We start from the raw sequence: 4,520 nt of genomic DNA on the forward strand, positions 1-4,520 counted from the left end.
CTCTCAGCCCGCCCCCGGCTCCGCCACTGCACACCCCGCCGGGGCCGGCGTCGCCTCAACGCCGCGGAGGGTCTCATGCCCGGGCATGCCGGCTCGGCCCAGCACCCAACTCGCTCCACGCAACGCCTTCGCCGCCTTCTTCAGCGGCGCCAGGCAGGCCGCCGCCTGCCGGTGGTCGGTCACGCTGCCCGGCGCGCACACCACAGTGGCGAGCGACAGCGTGACCGGCCGACCACCCGCCGTCCACAGGGCGTCCAGCACGGAGGCGGCCAGCGGATCGAGGCCCTCCGGTTCGGCGAGCACCAGGAAGTCGTCGCCGCCGATATGACCGACGCGGGTGCCGTCCGTCGCGGCCTGCTGCAACGCACGCCCCACCGCCCGGATCAGCTCGTCGCCCGCCGCGAACCCGGCCCCGTCGTTGACCTGCTTGAAGTGGTCGACGTCCAGCCAGCTCAGCGCGAACGCCCGCCCGGACGCGATCCGCCGGTCCACCTCACCGGTGATCGCGTCCGAGCCGGGCAGACGCGTCAGCGGATTGAGCCCCGCTGCCTCCTCCACCCGCGTCTCGGCCAGTGCGCGCACGAGATCCGCGAGCCGCACGACGCCCACGCACCGCCCGTGGTCGTCCACGACGGCGACATCGTCCGACGTACGGTCCCGTCCACCGACCGCCACGACGTCCAGCACCTCCCAGGCGGTGGCGTCGACGCCCACCGTCCGCGGTGGGTCACCGAGCTTGGCCGCGGGCCGGTCGGCGTACAGGGCATGCCCGTAGCGCCCCGACATCGACAGCAGGAAGCGGGACCGGTGCACCGACCGGACCGGCACTCCGGCGGTGTCCACGAGCAGCACCCCGGACACGTCCGGCGACCCGGTCAGCAGCGCCCGCACCTGCCCCGCGGACGCCGTGGCGGGCAGCAGCGCGGCGGGTCGCACGAACTCCCGCACCGGCGGCCCGGACCGCGGCACGGCCACATCACCGGGGGAGCGGGGCGGAACGTAGACGTCCGCGGCGGGCAGCCGGGCCGGCGGGGCGAACAGCTCGCCCTGCGCCAGCTGTGCCCCGGCCGCCAGCGCCGCCGCGCACTGCGCCTCGGTCTCCACGCCCTCGACAGCCAGGAGAGCCCCCAACTCGTCGCACAGCGTCCGCATCGACCGCACCACCGCCGGCCGCGCCAGCAGCGACGCGTCCAGCTTCACCAGGTCGGACGCGATGTCCGACAGGAGCCGCAAGGGCACGTCCCCGTCCCCGACACCGTCGGCGCAGATCCGGAAGCCCTGCCCGCGCAGCCTGGACACCGCCTCCAGCAGTGCCCGCTGCGGCACGTGCGTGTACGGCGGGCAGACGTCGATCGTCACCTCCCATGGAAGCCGCCCCGCCTCGCGCACGGCGTCGTGCAGTGAAGGGAGCCCGCCCAGGTCGGCGAGAGTGCCGGCGAACACGTTAACGAACAGCGGCAACAGGGTCTCCTTGCGCACCGCCGCCCGGACCGCCGACACCGCCAGTCGGCTGTCGAGCTCGGGATCCCGGCGGGCCTCGGCCAGGATGTCGCCGGTCTCCGGACGGGCGAGTATCTCCAGACCCGCGACCGCGCCGGTCGTCAGATTGACCACCGGTTGGAAGGCGAAGCGGAGAGTGTCCGTCCAGGAGTGCACGGGAGCATGATGACTCCGCTGGCGCACGCCCAAGCGCAGTTCATGAGACGTTCACGCAGGATTCCTGGGCGGTCACGCAGCGTATGTCGAGGCCCAGGTCGCGGCCGCGTCATCAGCGCCCGCGCCGGCACGGATCCGTGCCTGTGCCGACACCGCCTGGTGCCATGTCCCGGCACCCCGTGTCACGCCGTTCCGGCCCGCCCTTGTGGCGTCCCGGTACCGCCCAAGCCGTGTCCGGCTCCGACTCCGTGCCGCGTCCCGGCACCGCCCCCAAGCCGTGCCCGGCACGGCCCCCTGCCGCGTCCGACACCCCGGCTCACCGCACCGCGATCACAGCCGACCCATGCCCGAACAACCCCTGGTTCGCACTGATGCCCACGCGCGCTCCCGCGACCTGCCGGTCACCTGCCTCGCCCCGCAACTGCCAGGCCAGCTCACACACCTGGGCTATCGCCTGCGCGGGAACCGCCTCGCCGAAGGAGGCCAGCCCACCACTGGCGTTCACCGGTATTCGCCCGCCCAGGGCCGTCGCCCCGTCCCGCAGCAGCTTGGCGCCCTCGCCCTCACCGCACAGCCCCAGGTCCTCGTACCACTGCAACTCGAGCGCCGTGGACAGGTCGTAGACCTCGGCCAGCGACAGGTCCTCCGGCCCGACTCCCGCCTCCTCGTAGGCCGCTCGGGCGATGGACACCCGGAACGTCTCGGCGGGCGGATCGACCGCCACCGCGGAGTCCGTGGCGATGTCCGGCAGGTCAAGAACCGTGTTCGGGTAACGCGGCGTCACCGTCGACACGGCCCGGATCCGCACCGGATCCGCATGTCCGTGCCGCCGCGCGAACTCCAAGCTGGAGAGCACCAACGCCGCGCCGCCGTCGGAGGTCGCGCAGATGTCGAGCAGCCGCAGCGGATCGGCGACGACGGCGGAGGCGGCGACCTCCTCGGCGGTCACCCGCTCGCGGTAGCGCGCGTTGGGGTTCAGCGCTCCCATCGCCGCGTTCTTCACCTTCACCTGTGCGAAGTCCTCCGCGGTGTCGCCGTGCACGGCCATGCGCCTGCGGGCGTAGAGCCCGAAGTACACGGGGTTGGTCGCCCCGAGAACCCGGAACCGCAGCCAGTCCGGATCGTCGGGCCGGTCCCCGCCCGCGGGGCGGAAGAACCCCTTGGGAGCGGCATCGGCTCCCACCACGAGCACCACATCGGCGAGCCCGGAGAGGATCTGGGCCCGCGCGGCATCCACGGCCTGCGCCCCGGACGCGCACGCGGCGTACACGTTCGTGACCCGGGCCCCTTGCCAGCCCAGTGCCTTCGCGAACGTCGCTCCGGCGACATACCCGGGATAACCGCCACGGACGGTGTCCGCGCCGACGACCGAACCGATGTCCCGCCAGTCCAGCCCGGCGTCGGTGAGCGCCGCGCGGGCGGCTGCGACGCCGTACTCGACGAAGTTCCGTCCCCACTTGCCCCATGGGTGCATGCCCGCGCCCAGCACCGCCACCTCGCCCATCACGCCTCCACCCCCGTCGGCCGCCAGTGCCACGTCGTCCAGGTCGTTTCCGCGTCCTCGTGGAGCATGCCGGGCACGACCTCCGCCTCCATGCCCACCGTCAGATCCTCGACGGTGACCCCGGGAGCCGCCTGTCCCAGCACCACGATCCGCTCGGCCTCCAGCTCCACCGCGATCAACGTGCACGGCTCCCACGAGAGTTCCGGATCGCTCACATAGGGTGACGGCGGCCGATACCGGCTGTCCGTGTACGACCAGACGCGGCCACGCCGCGACAGCGGGAACTCCGCCAACTCTCCGCCCCCGCAGGCGGGGTTGCGGCAGTGATGGTCCTCGCGGGGGAAGAAGACCGAGGCGCACGCCGCGCAACGCGTGCCGAGCAGCCGGAAACCGTCCCCCTCCCCGGCGAACCACCCCGCCACCACAGGCGTTCGTGTACACGACACAGTGCCTCCCCGCAGACCAAATCTGACGGAACGTCAGAAGTCTGCCACGGTCCTCCGGATTTGGGCATCCCTTCCCCGGCGGAACCGTCTCCCGGGAGACGCAGGAGCCATGACACGACTCATCACCGTGGCACGCGGCCTGATCACCGCACCCTCGCGCTCACTGAGCCGCCCGCCCGAGACGCCCTCTCCGTGATCGGCTACAGTCCGCCGCGTGTCCGAAACTCAGCACTCCAGTTCCAATTCCGCGCCGAACTCCCACTGTTCGAGCTGCGGCGTGCCCTACGGCGAGGGCGTCTCCGGCTGGCCCCGCACCTGCCCGGCGTGCGGCAGCGTGGCCTACCGCAATCCGCTCCCGGTCGCGGTGGCCCTCCAGCCCGTCTACGACACCAAGGGCACCGCCCTGGTCGTCATCACCCGAACCGTCGCTCCCGCGCGCGGGGGCACGGCCCTGCCCGGTGGCTACATCGACGACCGAGAGGACTGGCGGCACGCCGTCGTACGCGAGCTCAAGGAGGAAACCGGCATCGACGCGGCCGCCCGCGACGTACGCCTCGTCGACGCCATGAGCTCGCCCGACGGACACCTGCTGCTGTTCGGCCTCCTCCCGGAACGCCCTGTCGAGGGTCTGCCGCCCTCCGCCGCCACGGACGAGACGGAGGGCTGGCACCTCCTGCGCAGGGCGGAGGAACTCGCCTTCCCCCTGCACACCGTGGCCGTACGGGCCTGGTTCGAGGGCCGCTACATCTGAGCTCGGCGCCCCCCGGCCCCGCGGACGCGCACCGGGTGGGACGGCTCGCCCCCGCCGTTCTCACCCTCACGCTCGACGACCACGCGCGAGCCCATCCACCGAGCGGTGTAGCGCTCGATCTCCGGCTCGTCCCACCCCTCGCCCCCGTCCGGCACGACCATCC

Annotated in this window: 4 protein-coding genes; 1 reads left to right on the plus strand and 3 read right to left on the minus strand. The window is 72.9% G+C overall.

From position 1 onward, the window contains the following. Positions 1 to 3: 3 nt before the first annotated feature. The 3 genes from CA983_RS41085 to CA983_RS41095 all read right to left on the minus strand — a co-directional run bounded on the left by CA983_RS41085 (position 4) and on the right by CA983_RS41095 (position 3,585). Positions 4 to 1,656 (minus strand): GGDEF domain-containing protein, encoded by a 1,653-nt coding sequence (locus tag CA983_RS41085; protein WP_086605761.1) that lies wholly within the window; start codon positions 1,654 to 1,656, stop codon positions 4 to 6. A 316-nt stretch (positions 1,657 to 1,972) separates the two neighbouring features. Continuing rightward, a complete protein-coding gene (locus CA983_RS41090; protein ID WP_086605764.1) occupies positions 1,973 to 3,163 on the minus strand; it encodes a lipid-transfer protein in 1,191 nt (396 codons plus the stop codon). Next, positions 3,160 to 3,585, minus strand: coding sequence for a Zn-ribbon domain-containing OB-fold protein (locus CA983_RS41095; RefSeq protein ID WP_086605762.1), 426 nt, complete (start codon positions 3,583 to 3,585; stop codon positions 3,160 to 3,162). The genes CA983_RS41090 and CA983_RS41095 overlap by 4 nt, the downstream gene beginning before the upstream one ends. Before the next feature lie 235 nt (positions 3,586 to 3,820). Here CA983_RS41095 and CA983_RS41100 point away from each other — a divergent pair, with 235 nt between their 5' ends. Next, the gene (locus tag CA983_RS41100) at positions 3,821 to 4,357 is read left to right on the plus strand and encodes an NUDIX domain-containing protein (RefSeq protein ID WP_086605763.1); all 537 of its coding nucleotides are present in this window, start codon (positions 3,821 to 3,823) and stop codon (positions 4,355 to 4,357) included. Positions 4,358 to 4,520: the final 163 nt, after the last annotated feature.

This window comes from Streptomyces swartbergensis, assembly GCF_002148965.1.
Classification (GTDB): Bacteria; Actinomycetota; Actinomycetes; order Streptomycetales; family Streptomycetaceae; genus Streptomyces; species Streptomyces swartbergensis.